15 protein-coding genes are annotated in these 16,652 nt (G+C 69.5%); 5 read left to right on the top strand and 10 right to left on the bottom strand.

The window, feature by feature from the left end; translation table 11 throughout:
- Positions 1-32 precede the first annotated feature (32 nt).
- Both ACWCPI_RS01660 and ACWCPI_RS01655 read left to right on the top strand, forming a co-directional pair.
- The gene (locus tag ACWCPI_RS01660; RefSeq protein WP_451036194.1) at positions 33-1,817 is read left to right on the top strand and encodes a beta-ketoacyl synthase N-terminal-like domain-containing protein; all 1,785 of its coding nucleotides are present in this window, start codon (positions 33-35) and stop codon (positions 1,815-1,817) included.
- Between the two features lie 499 nt (positions 1,818-2,316).
- Positions 2,317-3,012 carry a formyltransferase family protein gene (locus ACWCPI_RS01655; RefSeq protein ID WP_388810463.1) on the top strand — a complete coding sequence of 232 codons (696 nt, stop codon included), beginning with the start codon at positions 2,317-2,319 and terminating at the stop codon, positions 3,010-3,012.
- A gap of 50 nt (positions 3,013-3,062) precedes the next feature.
- On the opposite strand, the gene ACWCPI_RS01650 is transcribed toward ACWCPI_RS01655, so the two are convergent.
- The 10 genes from ACWCPI_RS01650 to ACWCPI_RS01605 form a co-directional block, all read right to left on the bottom strand.
- Positions 3,063-3,995 (bottom strand): LysR family transcriptional regulator, encoded by a 933-nt coding sequence (locus ACWCPI_RS01650; RefSeq protein WP_451036193.1) that lies wholly within the window; start codon positions 3,993-3,995, stop codon positions 3,063-3,065.
- 374 nt (positions 3,996-4,369) lie between these two features.
- Entirely contained in the window at positions 4,370-5,626 is a 1,257-nt protein-coding gene (locus ACWCPI_RS01645; protein ID WP_451036192.1) for a pyridoxal phosphate-dependent aminotransferase, read from the bottom strand.
- On the bottom strand, positions 5,623-6,486 hold the full coding sequence (locus tag ACWCPI_RS01640) for a class I SAM-dependent methyltransferase (protein WP_451036191.1): 864 nt from the start codon (positions 6,484-6,486) through the stop codon (positions 5,623-5,625). The genes ACWCPI_RS01645 and ACWCPI_RS01640 overlap by 4 nt, the downstream gene beginning before the upstream one ends.
- 16 nt (positions 6,487-6,502) lie before the next feature.
- Positions 6,503-7,543: a hypothetical protein gene (locus ACWCPI_RS01635; RefSeq protein ID WP_451036190.1), complete on the bottom strand. Its 1,041-nt coding sequence runs from the start codon at positions 7,541-7,543 to the stop codon at positions 6,503-6,505.
- Positions 7,544-7,545: 2 nt separating this feature from the next.
- Positions 7,546-8,802, bottom strand: coding sequence for an MFS transporter (locus ACWCPI_RS01630; RefSeq protein ID WP_451036189.1), 1,257 nt, complete (start codon positions 8,800-8,802; stop codon positions 7,546-7,548).
- Positions 8,799-9,965, bottom strand: coding sequence for a hypothetical protein (locus tag ACWCPI_RS01625; protein WP_451036188.1), 1,167 nt, complete (start codon positions 9,963-9,965; stop codon positions 8,799-8,801). The genes ACWCPI_RS01630 and ACWCPI_RS01625 overlap by 4 nt, the downstream gene beginning before the upstream one ends.
- Positions 9,955-10,449 (bottom strand): hypothetical protein, encoded by a 495-nt coding sequence (locus tag ACWCPI_RS01620; RefSeq protein ID WP_451036187.1) that lies wholly within the window; start codon positions 10,447-10,449, stop codon positions 9,955-9,957. Before ACWCPI_RS01620 ends, ACWCPI_RS01625 begins: the two co-directional genes overlap by 11 nt.
- 37 nt (positions 10,450-10,486) lie before the next feature.
- Positions 10,487-11,530: a S66 peptidase family protein gene (locus tag ACWCPI_RS01615; RefSeq protein WP_451036186.1), complete on the bottom strand. Its 1,044-nt coding sequence runs from the start codon at positions 11,528-11,530 to the stop codon at positions 10,487-10,489.
- Positions 11,527-12,540: an asparagine synthetase A gene (locus ACWCPI_RS01610; protein ID WP_451036185.1), complete on the bottom strand. Its 1,014-nt coding sequence runs from the start codon at positions 12,538-12,540 to the stop codon at positions 11,527-11,529. Before ACWCPI_RS01610 ends, ACWCPI_RS01615 begins: the two co-directional genes overlap by 4 nt.
- 57 nt (positions 12,541-12,597) lie before the next feature.
- The gene (locus ACWCPI_RS01605) at positions 12,598-13,896 is read right to left on the bottom strand and encodes an ATP-grasp domain-containing protein (RefSeq protein WP_451036184.1); all 1,299 of its coding nucleotides are present in this window, start codon (positions 13,894-13,896) and stop codon (positions 12,598-12,600) included.
- Between the two features lie 459 nt (positions 13,897-14,355).
- On the opposite strand from ACWCPI_RS01605, the gene ACWCPI_RS01600 reads away from it, so the two are divergent.
- Genes ACWCPI_RS01600 through ACWCPI_RS01590 form a run of 3 tightly spaced genes read left to right on the top strand, consistent with a single transcriptional unit; the run spans position 14,356 to position 16,633 of the window.
- Complete coding sequence (locus tag ACWCPI_RS01600; protein WP_451036183.1) at positions 14,356-15,144, top strand: ABC transporter ATP-binding protein; 789 nt, start codon at positions 14,356-14,358, stop codon at positions 15,142-15,144.
- The gene (locus tag ACWCPI_RS01595) at positions 15,141-15,890 is read left to right on the top strand and encodes an ABC transporter permease (RefSeq protein ID WP_451036182.1); all 750 of its coding nucleotides are present in this window, start codon (positions 15,141-15,143) and stop codon (positions 15,888-15,890) included. Before ACWCPI_RS01600 ends, ACWCPI_RS01595 begins: the two co-directional genes overlap by 4 nt.
- Positions 15,887-16,633 carry an ABC transporter permease gene (locus tag ACWCPI_RS01590; RefSeq protein WP_451036181.1) on the top strand — a complete coding sequence of 249 codons (747 nt, stop codon included), beginning with the start codon at positions 15,887-15,889 and terminating at the stop codon, positions 16,631-16,633. Before ACWCPI_RS01595 ends, ACWCPI_RS01590 begins: the two co-directional genes overlap by 4 nt.
- Positions 16,634-16,652: the final 19 nt, after the last annotated feature.

Genomic DNA, 16,652 nt, shown 5'->3' with positions numbered 1-16,652 from the left:
GAAGACCGAACCCCCCAAGGCAGGAGCCTTCCATGTCCGACAGCCCTGAGCAGAGCTACGACCCGGGTGACGTGGCCGTCATCGGTATGTCCGTGCGGGCGCCCGGGGCCCGCACCAAGGAAGAGTTCTGGGACAACCTCGTACACGGCAGGGAGTCCGTGTCGATCCTCGACAAGGACGACATCCACGTCGACGAGACCCTGATCCACAGCCCGTTCTACGTCCCGGCCTGCGGCGTGCTCGACACCTACGACAAGTTCGATCCGTCGGTTTTCGGCATCAGCGACCGGATGGCCGCCGCGATGACCCCGGAGAACCGGCTGTTCCTGGAGAGCGCGTGGGAGTCGCTGGAGGACGGCGGGTACGACCCGGATCGCGTCGAGGGCGAGGTGGGCATCTACGGTGCCAACAACGCGCAGACCGCCGCGCTCTACAGTTCCCCGCCGGACCGGGTGTCCGTCGGCCCGGAGGCGATGGAGGCCGGCGCGGCATGGTCGCCGGACACCATGACGTCCAACGCGCTGTACTACATGGGGCTGAAGGGTGAGGCCGTCACCCTCGCGGCCGTCTGCGCGGGCTTCCACTATTCGGTGCACATGGCCTGCCAGTCGCTGCTGCTCGGCCAGACCGACATGGCGATCGCCGGTGGCGCGATGGTCCGCCTGCCGCACCCCCGGGGGCATCTGTGGGAGGAGAACCGCATCCTGTCCAAGGACGGGCACTGCCGTCCGTTCGACGCCAACGGCACCGGCACCGTGCTGTCCAGCGGCGTCGTCACCGTGCTGCTCAAGCCTCTGGACGCGGCCGTCACCGACCGCGACCACATCTACGCCGTGGTCAAGGGTTCGGCCGTCAACAACAACGGCGTCAGCGCGGTGGCCTACGGTCTGGCACAGCCCGAACGGCTGAGCGCGTGCATCGCCAACGCCATGCAGGTCGGTGGCGTCACCCCGGACACCGTCTCCATGTACGAGGCCAACGGTCTCGGTCTGCCGATGACCGACGAACTGGAGGTGCACGCGGCGAGCATGGCGTTCGGCAAGACCAACGGCATCACCTCGATCGGCGGTGTCAAGGGCAACGTGGGCCACGGCGGTGTGGTGTCGGGTGGCTTCGGCGCGATGAAGGCAGCGATGGCCCTGTACCACAAGACGCTGCCGGCGACGATCAACCTGACCGAGGTCAACGAGGACATCGGCTTCCCCAGCACCCCGTTCGTGCCGCAGATCGAGGCGGCGGACTGGGAGACGGAGTCCGGCATCCGCCGTGCGGGCATCACGTCCATCGGCGGTGGGGGCTACAACGCGCACCTGGTGCTGGAGGAGCCGCCGAACGGCGTCGAGCGCGCTCCCGAGGCCGAGGGCAGGCCGCGACTGGCCACGCTGTCCGCCCTGGACGACGAAGCGCTGGCTCGTCAGCGCGCGCGGCTCAAGGACTGGCTCGTCGCCAACCCCGACCTGCGCCTGGACGACGTCTGCTTCAGTCTCACCATGGGCCGCAAGGTGATGGACCGCCGCTGGGCCGCCGTGGTCCGCAGCCGTGCGGAGCTGATCACCGCGCTGTCCGACGACGCACCCCGCGGCCTGGCCACCGAGACCGCGGCCGCGCCGCAGGCGAACGTGGATTCCCTCCAGCGCAACGACAACGGGATCGTGCCGTCCGGAAACGACGCACAGGCGCTGTCCGACCTGGCCGCCGCCTGGGTGACCGGCCAGCGCGTGGACTTCGCCTCTCTGCACCTGGGGGAGGACAGCCACCGCGTGCCGCTGCCCACGTATCCGTTCCGGCCGCGCAGGTTCTGGCGCACGGACTGGTGACATGAGCACACCGGCGCCGGCCATGCCGGACCCGGGCGACCCGACCATACGGGCGGGACGCGGCCTCAAGGGGGCCCGGCGCATCCACCGGGTCGCCGCCCCCGCACACCGGAGGCGTCGTGCCGACGGACGCCGGGGCCCGGATGCCCGCGTCGGGGGGAAGCCACGGCGGTCTGCCGGAACGCCCTGAGCCGTCCTCGATCCTCGATCGGCTCAGGACGTCCGACCCCGGCCGCACCCCGGACAGGCACTTGGCCCTTGGTCACGGCCCCGCTTCCTCTGCGCACCCGAGACGAACGCCGTCGGCGCGGGCCGCCGCGCCGACGGCGGGCCCGCCGACGACCGGTGCGAACGCGGCGACGCGGCGCGGGCGTCGCCCTGGGTCACGCACCACGGTCGACCGAGTCGTCCGCGATCGAGCCGGTCCTGCGCCTCGGACGAGCGCTCTTTGCCCGTACCGAAGAGATACCTACCCGACCAGCGACCACCGGGAGCGCGAGTGAACATCTACATTTCAGGACAAGGGGGGTTCGCGGTGGAGGTCGCGGATGCCCTGCTGGACGAAGGCCACAAGATAATCGGCGCAGCCGCCCCGCGGCTGCGCAAGGGGCACTCCGACGAGAGCAACGCGATGTCCTGGGACCGCCTGCGTGCCTGGGCGTACCCCAGGGGTATCCAGTGGACGGACTCGGCCGAGCTCCGCGCGATGCACATCCCGGACGGGGTGGACATCATCGTCGCCGCGCATTCGCACGCCTTCATCGGCCGCCGGACGCGCGCGAGGGCCGCCGTCGCCACCATCGGCTATCACCCCAGCCTTCTGCCGTTGCACCGTGGCCGGGACGCGATCCGCTGGACGATCCGCGACGGTGACAGGGTGACCGGCGGCAGCGTCTACCACCTCACCGAACGTACGGACGCCGGCCCGCTCGCCGCCCAGGAGCATGTGTTCGTGCCCCCCGGCTCGACCGCGCAGAGCCTGTGGCGCGACCACCTGGCCCCCCTCGGCGTGCGGTTGCTGGTGCGGGTGGTCGCCGACCTCGCCGAGGGCAGGCGGATCGAGGTGCCGCAGGACGAGAAGCTCGCGACCTGGGAGCCTGCGATGGACTCGGCACCGCTGTTCAAACCCGAACTCATCGCGCTGCCCGGAGCGACGCCCGTGGACGGCAGCAAGTGGGCGCTGCACGCACAGTGAAGCCACCAGCGCGGAGCACGTGTCCAGTGCCGTCCAGGACGCGGGCCGGCTCAGCCGGCTGTGATCGGAACGTAGATCTGCTGGGCGGTCGTGCGGAGGGCTGCCACGAAGTCACGCGCACGCCGGGTCGGCTTGCTGTCCCGCAAGGTCTGCACGCCTATGGACAGGTGGGGGAGTTCGTCGGTGATCTCCACCAGGGCGGTCCGGCTTCCGTCCGGGGTGTCCAGCGACTGGGGTCTGTGATGGGTCAACACGAATCCGACACCGGCCCCCGCCAATGCGCGCATTGTCTCCATCCCGGTTGCGGAAATGATCTGGGGCATGGGTATTTCGGCTTTCCTGAAGGCGCTCTCCACGTATGTGTAGTAGCACGAAGAGGGTATGTCCGCCATCAGGATGGGATCGCTTGCCAGATCGGCCAGCGAGATCATCTTCGCATCGGCCAGCGGGTGACTCTCGGCGATGAGCGCATACAGCTTGGGCCGGATCAGTTCGGTGAACCTGGTCTTTTCCGACGAAGTGGTGCTGTATGTGACGGCTAATTCACACGTGCCGTTCAAGAGCAGGTCTATCGGCGAGTGGACGTCATGGACGTTCACGGTCAGTCGGGGGTGGGAATCGGCCACCCGGGAAAGGGTTCTCGGCATCAGGAACGAAGTGATCGAGTAATAGGATGCGATGTCGAGGCACCCTGCGGACTCGCCCTGGAGCCTGCTGCTGTAGTGATTCAGGGCATGAGCCTGCCGGAGGATCGCCCGCGCGTCGTTGATGAGCAACTTCCCGACCGGGGTCAGGCTGACACCTTTGGCGTGGTGGCGCACGAGCAGCTGGTTCGCCAGCTGTCTCTCCAGTCGCTGGATCGCGGCCGACACCGCGGACTGGGAGGCGTGGAGGCGCTCGGCGGCCTCGGATATGTTTCCGGTCTCGGCGATGGTCACGAAGTAGAGAAGCTGAGTGAGGCTGAACTCCGGCCGACGGCCCATCCGAGGTGGTCCTTTCGTTCCCGAACAGAACTTGGACCGCTGCTTTCCGTGACGGAAAGGACAGCAGCCTTTGCGAGATATCCGTGGAATCCAACTATCAGGCTTTTTGGTGTCTACCGGGGGAGCCCTGGGCGGCGTCTTGCTGAAATCTGCCTACGTGCGGGCGGGTGAGGTGGCTGTGTATGTGGCGGGTCGAGACTCCCCGTTGTGGGCGCGGTGCTGATCAGCACGGCTCGGCGGGTTTCCGTATTCCATCATCGTGGCGCACGGCTGACGAGAAGTGAGCCGGGGCGGAGCGCGAGCTCCGCCGGCGGGCGGTCATGAGCGATGCGGCGAGAGGGCGGGCGGACGAGGCGCACCGGCAACGTTCAAGGTCACGTTTCCGGCAGGAGCTGGTTCTTCCTGAGTCGCTCGACTCCCTCCGTCAAGGTGGTGAGGTCCGGGCCGAGATACATACGGGCGTACCCGCTGCCCGACAGCCGTGTCACCCGTGCCACCGGCCAGGCCGGGGACAGGAAGACCCCGGCCCGGACAGCACACGCGTGCAGGTACTCCCGCTCGTCGTCGGCGTAGGACTGCGGTACGGGGAACAGCGCGTACGGAGCCGCCGGACCCGCCACGACCCCGGGCCGGCCGGGTGGCAGAGCGAACTCCCGGATCACGGCCGTACGCTTCTCCTCCAGGCCCGACCGCTCCGCGGCCAGGTACCTCTCCACCGCCGCGCCGTCCGCCAGCCACTCGGCCATGGCGTACTGGAGATGGCCCGCGTAGTTGAAGGTGTGCCGGGGACGCAGCTCGTTGACGAAGTCGTCGAGGAAGCCCGGTTCGGCCAGCACCGACCCGATGCCCCAACCGTTGCAGTGGAACTGCTTGCCGAACGAGCGGACGCTCAGCCACGGCAGGGACGCTCCCGCCTCGCCGAGGGTCTGCAGGAGGACGGCGGTGGCGGAGGTGGCGGTGAGGCCGTCCGCGCACAGCCCGAAGTAGGCGTCGTCCACCAGCACGGCCGCGCGCGCCTCCACGGCGATCTCGACCAGGGTCCGCACGACGTCCTGCGACCAGTTGTGGCCGGTCGGGTTGTGCTGGGCGTTGATGACGACCAGGGCCAGGTCGTCGGCGGACGCGGCCGCCTCGCGCAGACCGGCGACGCTCGGCAGGAACCCGTCGTCGGCCGACGTCTCCACGTAGCGGGGCCAAAAGCCCAGGGGCTCCAGGAAGCCGGCGTAATCCCACGCCGGAGCCACCGCCAAGGCGGACGGCCGGTCCCCGGCTGCCTGGTGCCGCACCCACTCCGCGAAGTCCCGCATGGCGCTGCGCGTGCCCGTCCACGTGACGGCGAGCTCCCACGTCCCGTCGTCGGCGAGACGCTGGGAGTCGGCCACGTACCGCTTCATACGGCGGCGCAGGGACGGCAGCCCGTACATCGACATCTGGTAGCCGTGCACGTCGTGGGGGACGTGGCGCAGGGCGTCGAGCAGCGCCCGCGGAGTGTCGTCCCAGGTCTCGCCGAGGGCCAGCAGCACAGGGGCGCCCGCGGGCTCCCCCAGCTCCCGGTACTCGCGCAGCCAGGCGACGTCCGGCAGACGGTTGGGCCGGACGTCGTCGTCGAGCATCCTGTCCAGCAGCGTCACGAGCCGGCCCCGACGACGCGACGGGACTCGTGAAGCACCGGCTCCGGGTTCGGGTGGGCCCGGCGGAACAGCAGGATCGAGTAGCCCGCGTAGGACAGGTTCTCGTCGAACAGCTCGTAGAAGTAGGTGAGCCGCTTGCGCAGGGCCGTGCGCTTCTCCTCGGGCTGCTGCTCCAGGTGCGGCTGGCGGAACACCGAGTCCACGTACGCCTCGATGCGCTCCGCGGACTGCCGGACGTACTCGTAGGGCTCCTCCACGATCAGCGTCGCCTCGGGGTGCGAGAAGACGTCGATCCAGTAGTCCAGCGAGGTCACCGGCAGCGGCGCGGCGATGGCCTTCTCCACCCGGCGCCGCAGGTCCTCCGGTGGTGTCGTGCGGTAGTAGATCGGGACCGCCGCGAGGACGCCCCGCTCGGCCAGCACGCGGTAGTACTCGGCGGCGGCCCGCCGGTGGTCGTCCATGAAGGACGTCACGTTGCTGCAGAACACCAACTCGAACTCGCCGTTGCCGTAGGGCAGCAACCGGCCGTCGCCGAGGTCGAAGGTGACGTTGTCGATCCCCGCCGCCGCGGCCTTCTTGCGGGCGAACTCGTTGGAGACCGGGTTGATGTCCAGGCCCACCACGGGGTTGTCGACCCAGCTGGCGATCTCGATGCTGGTGTAGCCGGTGTTGCTGCCCACCTCCAGCACGCGCCGGCCGGGCCTGGGCCGCGTCAGTTCCAGCACCCGGCGGACCGTCCGGCCGCCACCCGAGGGCATGTTCGGCTCGTTGACCAGCCCCACCAGCCGGGAGAAGTCGAGCTCCCGGATCTCGGAAACCGTGATGTCGTTCAGTGCGTCGAGGACGGGTCGGGAAATCAAGAGCGCTCCTGAAGGGTCAGTTGGAGATACGGAGGGTCGGCATTCCGAGCTCGACCGAGACGGCGCTGACGGTGGCGGGGGCGACTCCGAGGTCGCCGAGCTTCGCCAGCGCCTCGTCGCGGCCCAGCGCACCGAGCCGGACGTGATGGGCCATCTCGTACACGTAGGGATGGAAGCCGTGACGGTTGATGTGATCGACGATCAGCAGACTGTTGAGCCGGCAGTTCGTCGAGCAGGAGTCGGTCTCCTTCGGCGGCACCCAGCCGAATTCACGGAGCTGCTCCAGCGCCCCCGCCTCGGTGTAGTCGGTCGCGTAGAGCGGGTTGATGAGGCCCAGGGGCTCGTTCTCGGTCGGTCCGGTCCACAGGTCGAGCCCGGGGCCGAGCTGTGGATCGGCCAGTTTGACCGGGTCGAGGTTGCGGTCCGCCACCTCCCGCAGGAAGGAGGTCGGGACGAAGGCCGATGTCGTCATCTGGCCGGGCGTCCACCCTCCGGCCAGCAGGGGCACCCGGTGGGCCGACGCGATCTGGATGCCCACGGAGAAGACCAGCCCGATGCACGAACCGCAGGCCGCGGTCGAGTACTTGATGGTCTCCGGGCCCATCTCCGTGGTCATGGCGGTCCGGTAGACACCGCTCATCAGCTTCCGGTGCGGCCGGAAGACCAGGTGATCGGCGCCCACGGCGTCGACGACCGCGCGCATGTTGTGGGTCGTGGCCTGGGCGAGGAAACCGTTGTCGAGTGTCATGGCCAGCACCCGCAGACCGTGGTCCCGAGCCAGGGAGACCAGGGCCAGCGAACTGTCCTTGCCGCCGCTGTACAGCAGCACACAGTCGTACGACCGGTCGTCCCACTGCGCTGCGGTCGCCTTGCCGAGGGCCGCTTCGAGCACGGACCTGCTGTTGTCGATCCGCTCGCCCTCGTCCAGGCAGTAGCTGCACACTCCCGACTCGCCGAAGGCGATACCGGGAAACGACTCCGGGAGGACACACCGGGTGCACACCCGCTGGTCACCCGTGACGAGCAGTTTCCCGTCCACTGTCTCCACACGCACCATGTCTAGGCACTCTCCTGGACTTCCGCTGGGACCTGCCGGTCCGATTCATGGGTTTCGCCCCGCCCGCGGGAGGTCGGGAAGGCGAGCAGCACGACGCTGAGCACCACGGTCGCGAGGCCGCCGACGAGCGCCGCCTCGTGCACGCCCCACCACGAGCCCACGGCCGCCACGGCCGTGATCGCGACGGGCCGCAGACCCAGGGAGATCAGTCCGTCGATGGCGAACACGCGGCCCAGGAACTCACCCGGGAGCCACCGCTGGATCACGCTGTGCCACACCGTGTCCGCGTAGCTGATGGCCACGCCGTACAGGCCCATCAGGACGAGGGGCACGGCGAACGAGACGGCCGCGCCGAGCGCGACCAGGACGGGTCCGGCCAGTGCGGCCGAGACGAACACGGCGGCGAGAGGGCGCGAGGGAATCACCTTGACCGCCATGAGCCCGCCGACCAGATGGCCGCAGGACGCCACGGACAGCAGCAGCGCCCAGTCACCGGAACCGCCGTAGTCCGCATGCGAGATCAGCGGCCCGAGCACCTGGTTCGGCGCCACCGCGAAGCACTGGAACAGGGCCGCGTGGCAGAGGCCGAGAGCCAGCCACCGACGCGCCCGCACTTGCGCGAACCCGCCGAAAGCTTCCTTCCACATCGGACCGGAGCCGGATGCGGAGCGCGGTCGGCGCACCCCGAGACCGCCGATCAGCACCGCGCTGAGGAGGAACGAGAACGCGTCGAGCGCGATGGCCGTCCCCGGCGACCACCAGGCCACGGCCAGTCCTCCGGCGAGCGGCCCCAGGATCATCGCCGTGCTGTAGGTGATCGACAGCAGGGCCGTCGCGGACTGCACGGCGTCCTTCGGCACCAGTTGGGTGATCACGGCACGGGAGGTGGGGAAGTGGAACGCCGAGGCCGCGCCGTGCACGGCGTAGACGGCGGCCAGCGCCCAGACGCTCGCGGTGCCGGTCAGGACCAGGGCGGCCGCGGTGGCCTGGGTGCCGACCCGGACGACGTCCGTCAGCAACAGCGTGGCGGTGGGGGACCGCCGGTCGCCCACCAGGCCGCCCGGCAGCATGAACACGACCAGGGCGATGGTGTGCGCCGCGAGCACGATGCCGAGCGCGGACGGGGCGTCGGAGAACTCCAGCACCGCGAACGGCAGGGCCACGAGCAGGAACGCGTCGCCCGCCGCGGAGACCAGGGTGGACAGCAGCAGCCGGCGCATGCCGGGGTGGGTGAGCGGACCGAGCTTGGTCGATGTCACGGCCTGCCTCCTTGTCCCTCTTCGTGGTGCACGGACGATTCCGCACCCCCCGGCAGCGCGACGAGACGTCCGTGGCCCCTCAACTCGGTCCCGCCGTCGGCCGCGCAGACCAGCTGCCCCTCCAGCAACTCCCGCAGCCGCTGCTGCTGCGACCTGCGGAGGTCCTCGTCCACCAGCGCGAGGATCTCCGGGATCGGCCGGTCGACCGGGTGGCGGACGCGGTAACCGTCGGACAGCCGGGCGTAGCTGCGGCCGTCCGCGGCCAGCAGTACGGGGGCGGCGCCGGTCCGGGTGAGAGTCCGGGCGCCGCCCGCGGTGTCCGGCGGTGGCGCGGTGCGCAGGCCCGCCAGCGCGGGGTCAGGGGACTCGGTGAAGATCTGCGTGGGCGTCACCGCACTCGCGAACTGTGCGGCCTGCCCCTGCTGCATCTGCGCTCCGAACGCCATGACCCGTTCCGAGATGCCGACTTCCATGATCGCGTGCCCCGGCAGGTCCAGGTACTTCTCGTAGACCTCTCCCAGGCGGTAGGCGAGCATCCACGGTTCCCAGCGGCCGGGCGCGGTGCTGAGCAGGGCGGCCACGCAGCGCTTGGCGTAGTGCTCGGGCGCGGGCGTCTCCACCAGGAGCAGGGGGACACCGACATCCCGGGCCACACCGGCAAGCAGCGTGCCGATGTGCTGCCAGGCCTCGTCCTCCCGGGGCTCCTCGACCGCGATGTGCAGCCCGATCGCAGGTGAGATGAACTCGTCCCGCACCAGCGGGCGCGGATTGGGCACGGGCCGGTAGGTGCCCTCCGGCGAGGCGACCGCGGCGGGGAGTTCGCCCTGCCGGACGCGCCCGCGCAGATGGTCGATGTGGGCGGGGTTGGTGTCGTACCACAACACGCTGCCGTCGGGCATCCGGAAGCAGTCGAAGTTCTCGGAGATCTCCGAGGAGAACTCCAGGGACCAGGGATCGGCCAGGACCGGCGGATGGGCGTGCACCTGCAAGGGCCACAGCCGCCCCGCGTGCTCCAGCACCCGCTCGACGATACGGTCGCCGAGCTCCAGCCCGGCCCCCGTCAGGCTGGGCACGCCCGACGAGACCGGATGTCGGCTCAGATAGCCGGCGGTGACGAGACGCCTCTGATACGGCGGGAACTGCTTCGACGCTTCACGCAGCAACGCGCAACCCCCTCGCGCACGCGCGGAAATGCCGCAGTGTCCGGTCGGGCGCGCTCAGCTGCCACTCGACGTCGGTGAAGAACCGGTCGACGACCTCCAGGAAGCCGTCCACATCGGTCGAGCGGGCCCGGGTCCACGACTCGGCGAGCAGGACGTCCGGCTTCACCTCGTCGCCGTCCAGGGCGTACCCGAGGGAGAGCAGCCGCTGGTCGAGACCGTCCCGCTGCAGTCGCGGGCCGGTGACGAGAGTGAAGTCCAGGCCCACCGACCGCAGGGTGAGGGCTCGTTCGCCGGTGAGGGTGTGCGCCCGGCACACGGTGCCGTAGCGCACGTGCTCCGGGATCCGGTGGTCGCGCCACGACCTGACGGCCTCGTGGCTGCGGACCGCGAAGGCGGGCGTCTGCCGCTCCCAGCCGTGGGCCGTCAGCTCCCGGAACAGCAGCAGCCGGGTGCCGCGCACCTGCGCGGGCTCCGGGACCAGCATCGCGTCCTGGTGCCCTTTTCCCGGGTGAAGCGTGGATCTAAGCACCATCTCGCTCTTTCAGTGTGATGGCCAATGGGTCGGTGTCCAGCCGGACCTCGGCGCCCAGCGGCAGGGACAACATCGGTTCGGTGTGACCGAAGTCGACGTCGGTCACGATCGGCACGTCGATCCCGTCGAACGCCCGCAGCACGGTGTCGTCGAAGTCCACCCAGCCGCTCGCCGCCCGGCCCGGCCTCGCCCGGCGGGCGAACACCACGCCGGCGACGGACTCCAGCTGTCCGGAAAGCCGCCACTGCGCCAGCAACGGCACCAGTTGGTCCGGCCCGGTGCCGAAGTCCTCCAGGAAGAGGACCCGCCCCGAGACGTCCGGCCAGTACCGCGTGCCGAACAACGAGGACACCGAGAACAGACAGCCCGCCAGCAACCGCCCCTGTGCGACGCCGTGCCTCAGGACCCGCCAGGGCGCTGCGGTGCGCATCGTGAGCGGGCGCTCGTCGTCCCGGTCCCACCACGGATCGTCGTCGGTGTACTCGGACGGCGGCCGCAGCACGGTCGTCCCGTGGCCGCGCAGGGCGCCGCGCAGACTGTCGAGCGCGTAGGGGAACGGCCCGCCGAAGTGCCCGAACTCGGAGACGGCCATCGGACCGTGGATCAGTGACCGCACGCCCTGCGAAGCCATCGCCCACAGCACACAGCTGACATCGCTGTACCCGATCACCGGAACGTTTCGGCGGCGCACCAGCCCGTAGTCGATCCACGGAAGGATCTCCATGGCGGTGTATCCGCCCGTGGTCGCCATCACCGCACCGACCGACGTGTCCCGCAGCAGCCGGTGCAGGTCTTCGGCCACCTCGGCCGGCTCGGCCGCCCCCATGCGGTGACTGCCCAGCGTGTGCGGGGCGGTGACGGGCTCCCAGCCCGCAGCCCGCAGCGCGGCCGTGGCTCTCGCCATCCGCTTGGGGAACAGGTTCGGGGCCGGTGAGGACGGCGTCCACAATCCGATGCGCCCGCTCTCACCGGTGCGCGGCCGGGCCGATTCCGGCCTGGTGGACGGCCTGGTGGACGGCCTGGTGGCGCTCACGGAACGATGTCGGCCCCGTGCGCACGGGGCAGCAGCTGCATGTCCCGGATGTCGTCGTGGTCCAGCAGCCACATGAAGAACCGCTCCAGGCCGATGCCGAACCCGGTCGTGCGCAGCGGCACGGTGTCCCTCATCTCGCAGTACCACTCGTACGGTTCGGAGGAGACGTCGTGCACTCCGAGCGCCCGGCGGACGTCCGCCGAGGTCTCGTGCCGCTCACCGAGGCCGACGACCTCACCGATGCCGAAGAGCAGGTCGGCATTGCACGCGCGCTGCTCGGAGCCGTCCGCGAACGCCTGGTAGAAGGGCACCGAGAGGTGGTCCCAGTGGGTGATCCAGGTGAACTCGCCCAGCTTGTCCATCACGGCCCGCTCGCCCTCGCGGGTCAGCGTGCGCCAGCCGGCCTCCTGCTGTACGCCGTGGCCCTCCACCAGTTCGGCGGCCTCGTCGAAGGTGATGCGGCGGAAGACCGGGTCGGCGGCGAAGGACTCTATTCTCGCCAGGTCGCCGCCGGCTTTGGCGAGGGCGTCCGCCTCCTCTTCGAGGACGCGGCGCACGAGATGAACCAGATACTTCTCGGCCACCTGTATTCCGGTGTCGAGATCTCCGGCGACCTCGGCCTCACTGTGGAAGAACTGCGACAGATGGGAGGTGTCCGGCTGCTCGCCCCGGAACGACGGCATGATGTAGTACACGCTCTTGCCGGTGAGGCGACAGCCGTACTCCAGCATGAACTGCATGGAATCGGCCAGGTAGGTGGGCGTGCCGCCCAGTTCCACCTCGACGGGCAGTGAATCGCTGCCGAGACCCATGGGGCTGGAAATCGACCCGGTCGTCAGCGGAAGGTGGATGGTCTGGCCGCCGTTGCTCGTCCAGAATTCCGTGGTGGCGCGTGACACAACGTCCTGAAGTCCGGCGATGAGCCGGTACCAGGGATTTTCAAGAGCGAGTAGATGATGTTTCCCGGGGTGGCGCCAGATTGCAGCGGGAGAGTAAATGGATTCGGGCACGAAGGAACCTCGCTTCAGGAGTTCTACGGAACGTGCTCGGCGCTCTCGCGGCAGAGATCAGCGGGCGCTGGTGGGATCGGCGGAACCAGCGGGCTCGGTCGCCACGCGGTACTCCGTCATGACCTTCTTCATGGCGGCGTCGAATTCTGTGCGGTCGTCGGATCCGAAGATGACGATGTAGCAGAATTCCGCGCCATGGCTGAGGGAAAGGGTGTCCCCGACCTTGGCCACGGGCCAGACCCGCGCGACCCCGGGAATGGCCGCGACCTCGTCCACGGGCGGCAGCGTCGTGATGACGCCGGGCTTCTCCGGAGAGAGGTTGACGAATCCGACGTGGCGCCGGACCACTTCGCGCGGGTGGGCCTGGTCGGAGAGCAGACCACGGCCGATGATGTGCCACACGGGCTCGCCGAGGTGCTCGGAGACCATGGGCACGACGGCGCTGCCGCCGAGTCGCGTGCACATCTCGGAGAAGACCAGTTCGCCGTCGGGGGTCTCGAAGAGCTCGACCTCGGTGACGGCATGAGTGACGTGGAAGGCGGCGTTCACCCGCCGGCAGAAGTCCAGCAGCCGCTCGTAGAGCTGTGCGTTGTCTTCCCGCGACAGCAGAACCGCCCCGTCGGGAAGTTGCGTGGTGCCGCCGCCGGTCCGGCTTCCGATGCTGGCCAGACGGGGTTCCAGATAGCTGCCGGCCACGAAGAACTCCGGCTCGCCGTTCACCCAGAGGCCCTCCACCAGCAGCTCGCGGCCGGTGACGAACTCCTCGACGGTCAGCTGGCGGGAGGGCAGGAGCGGCTCGTAATGGAAGTCGTCCAGGATCCGGTCGAACTGTTCCGGGGTGTCGGCCCTGCGGGTGCTCATCGTCCCGAAGCCGAGTGCGGGCTTCACCACCACGGGGAACCGGAGCGTGCGTTTGATGTGCTCGCGGCGCTCCCGGTCGTTCGCGTCGGGGAGCGAGAGTGAGGCCGCGGTGCGGATTCCGGCCGCCCGCACCCGCTCCTTCATGAGCCGCTTGTCGCGGACGGCCACCCAGTCCAGCAGGTCCGTGGGCCGTGCGGCCACGAGACTCTGCAGGTAGCCGGCGCCGAGCTGGCTGAATTCGGTGAAGCTGATGACCTGGTCGATCTGCTCCCCGCGGAGCCGAATGTCCGCGGCGACCGCGGAAAGATCACTCAGCGCGTCGAAAGAAGAAACGCGGTAGACCCGCTCGGTGCGCTCGATCAGCTCGGGCTCTAAGTGGTGGTGCTCGGTGTCGAAGTCGTCGAGGACCAGGATCACATCATTGCCCGAGTCGAGCAGGGTGGCTAAGAGCTCCCGCTCCCACTTGCACATGAGCAGCTTTTTCAGTTGCGTCAAGTTATTTTCCCCCGGTGCGGTTTCAGGCAGCCGGATGGCGGCTTCCCGAGACGATAGACCGTCCGTCGTGCAGAGATCAACGGTGTATTGCCGGAAGTCCGGGACGGGAATGTCCGAATTTCCCGGATTAGTCGAGGTGTAGGAACTCGCGAATGCTCCGCACACGATGGCGAGGGGCAGGGCGAGTGCTTGTGCCATCCTTGAACCGGCCAAGCTCCTGTGTACTATGGCCGCTGGTATGTGCCAGACGCAAGTAGTGGCCTGAGTATGTTGTTGCCCGTGGGGTGGCCGAAAATGGTCCGCCCTGACTGCGGCACCGTATCGCGGAGCGTTCGCTTCGCTTGATCGAAATGTTTGTGCAGTTCCGGCGAATCGGCCGGATGTTTCCGAGACCTGGCTCAAAACCTTCTGGAGACCTTTGTGCGCAAGCCTGCCACCCCATCGCCATCCTTATCGGGGGTGATAACCGGGTCCGATGTCGCGCCCGCGATCGTCCTGAGTCAGGTGTCCAAGGACTACACGCTGGCCCGGGGTCGTGCGGTGCAGGCTCTGGCGGACATCGATCTGACCGTCGCACCCGGCGAGTTCGTCGCGCTCATCGGCCAGTCCGGCTGCGGCAAGTCCACCGTGGTGCGGCTCATCGCCGGCCTGGAGGAGCCGACTTCGGGAAGCGTTCTGGTCGGCGGTGGCCCGCCCGCGGCCTTCCTCGCCGAGCGCAGACTCGGGGTGGCGTTCCAGGAGCACGCGCTGCTGCCCTGGTCCTCCGTGCGGGACAACGTGGCCCTCCCCTTCCGTATCGCCGGGCGACCGGTCGACCGGGAGAAGGTCGGCCTACTGATCGACCTGGTCGGGCTGGGCGGCTTCGCGGACGCCCGGCCCAGCCAGCTGTCCGGCGGGATGAAGCAGCGCGCCGCCATCGCCCGCGCCCTGGTCATGGACCCCGACGTGCTGCTGCTCGACGAGCCCTTCGGCGCCCTGGACGCCGTCACCCGGCGGCGGATGAACCTGGAACTCGCCCGCATCTGGGCGGAGCGGCGGATCAGCACCCTCCTGGTCACCCACGACGTGAACGAGGCGGTGCTGCTCGCCGACCGGGTCGTCGTCCTCAGCGCCCGGCCGGGCCGGGTGCGCCACGTGGAGACGATCGACGTGCCCCGTGAGAAGCGCGCCGAAGCCGGCCACGCCTCCGAAGTGCAGGACGTGGCACTGCGGTTGCTGGAACAGCTGGACCGGGACGGGACCGCATGAGAAGCGGAGTACGGACCCTCGCGCTCGGCACCATGGGAACGCTTCTGCTGATCGCCGCCTGGGAAGTGATCGGGCGCAGCCGGTGGGCCGGCGCCGGCTGGCCGGCGCTGAGTGCCGTCGTCGACTACGCGGACCAGCCGCAGATCCAGGACCTGCTGCTGCGCTCCCTGTCCGCCACCACCGCCTCCGCGCTGAGCGGACTCGTGGCGGGGGCCCTCGCGGCGCTGGTCCTGGCGGTGCTCGGCGTGCTGCTGCCGGTCCTGCAGCCGGGACTTGACCGTCTGGTCACCGTGATCAACGCCCTGCCCCTGATCGCGCTCGGTCCGCTCTTCGTCTCGACCGTCGGCAGGGACGGCACGGCAACGGTGGTCGCGGCCCTGGCTTCCTGTTTCGCCGTGTTCGTGGCGGCCACCGCGGGGCTCGCCGCCGCGCCCAAAGTCCACCGCGACCTGCTCACGACCCTCGGTGCCGGCCGCCGCCGGCAGCTGCTGCACCTCCAGCTTCCCTTCGCCGTACCCCTGTTGCTCGACGGACTGGCCCAGGCGGCGCCCGCGGCGGTGCTGGGGGCGGTGATCGGAGAGTGGTTCGGTGCCGACCGGGGGCTGGGCGTGCTGCTCGTCGGGGCCATGCAGAATCTGCAGACCGAACTGCTGTGGTCGGCCGGTCTCGCCACCACCTTGCTGTCCTTCGTGGCCTACGCGGTGGTCGGTGCGTGCCGCTCGGCGGTGCGCGGGAGGTTCCTGTGAACCTGGTCAAGAAGTGGCTGATCCGCTACTGGCTGCTCCTCGGAATGCTGGCCGCCTGGGGGACGTGGGTCCACGTCGGCTCGGTCAACGCCATCGTGGCCCCGAGCCCGGCCGCCGTCTTCCAGGACCTCCTCACGCACGCCCCCGCATACCTGCCCGACCTGCTGTGGACCGTCCTGATGAGCGTGGCCGGGCTGGTGCTGGGCATGGCGCTGGGCGCCTTGCTGGCTCTCGCCGTATGGGCTTCGCGCCTGGTCACGGGGGTCGTGACACCCGCCGCCCTGGTCATGCGGTCGGTACCGGTGGTCGCCCTGATCCCGGTCATCGGACACCTGGTGGGGTACGGTCAGAGCGCCGCGCTCGTGGTGACCGTGGTCGTCTCCTTCTTCCCTGCCTTCGTCCTCATCAACTCGGCGCTGCACAGCGTGCCCCGGGCCACCGCGGACCTCTTCACCGTGCTGGGCGCCGGACCGCTGAAGCGGTTGCGGCTGCTGTACGCGCCGCACGCCGTGGGCGCCCTGCTCGTCGCCCTGCGGACGACCGCGCCGAGCGCCGTGCTCGCGGCCATGCTGGCCGAGTACCTCCTCGGACAGCACGGCCTGGGCCGGCTGTTCGCCACCTCCGTCACCTACATGGACACCGCCCGCGCCTGGGGCACCGCGCTCGTGGCCATCGCCTTGTCGGTCGCATTCTCGGTGCTGGCCCAAAGACTGGAACGCGCCGCGGCCGGCCGGTTCCACTGAAGTCGCCACAACCAACGGG

The organism is Streptomyces sp. NPDC001920, assembly GCF_053594495.1.
Note: the sequence above shows the minus strand (reverse complement) of the source record. Positions and strands in the feature narration are given on the sequence as shown.